Below are 638 nucleotides of genomic sequence, written 5' to 3'. Positions count from 1 at the left end.
CAGTTTTGTGAATGGTGATTATGAAATCTCTGTGGTCGGAGATATTCCGCCAGCTACGGCGCAGCGCATTGCTCAATCTGTCACATTTAATGTAACAAAGAGTAAGCAATAATGATGACTGCGTTAGCTACCGTGACCGGAGTAGAGCGTCACGGTAAGCAGTACGAGATAGATTTAAGCTGCGAGCAGCAAACGAGCTGCAGCAGCTGCTCCTCGCAAAAAAGTTGTGGCACAGGTGTTGTCACTAAAGCGATAGGTAATAAGAGCCTGTCGTGGCATCTGCGCACAGAAAAAAACGTGCAAGTCGGTCAAGTCGTGGAAATCGGCTTTCCTGAATCCAGCCTTATCAAGTCAGCCATGGCGGTGTATCTACTGCCTTTATTTGGTTTGATTCTTGGTGCTATGGTTGGTCATTTCTTACTGACTCCTCTGACCGCTGGTGGAGAAGGCATTGTTATTCTCGCATCCATGCTATTTGCAGGCGGTGGTATGTGGTTCGCAAAACGCCTATCAAAACCGCTTGAAGATGAGTCAAAACACCAAGTCACCCTCATTCGAGTTCTCGGTGAACCTATCCAATAAGCTCTACACTTTAAATTAGGTGCGCCCGTTAACGAAATTCGGTAGAATCTGCCAAC

At 46.9% G+C, this 638-nt stretch carries 1 protein-coding gene and 1 pseudogene; both read left to right on the top strand.

Annotated elements, in window-relative coordinates:
• Nucleotides 1-112: pseudogene (locus R7P74_RS27180) on the top strand (sigma-E factor regulatory protein RseB); the annotation flags it as partial.
• Nucleotides 112-582, top strand: a complete 471-nt coding sequence (locus tag R7P74_RS27175; RefSeq protein WP_025796421.1) for a SoxR reducing system RseC family protein — start codon at nucleotides 112-114, stop codon at nucleotides 580-582. The pseudogene R7P74_RS27180 and the gene R7P74_RS27175, both read left to right, overlap by 1 nt.
• The last annotated feature ends 56 nt before the right edge of the window (nucleotides 583-638 follow it).

The organism is Vibrio sp. 2033 (assembly GCF_033339735.1).
Note: the sequence above shows the minus strand (reverse complement) of the source record. Positions and strands in the feature narration are given on the sequence as shown.

What these genes read in the sequence shown, in the direction of transcription:
- R7P74_RS27175 (WP_025796421.1), top strand. Translation starts at nt 112, where the DNA reads ATGATGACTGCGTTAGCTACCGTGACCGGAGTAGAGCGTCACGGTAAG.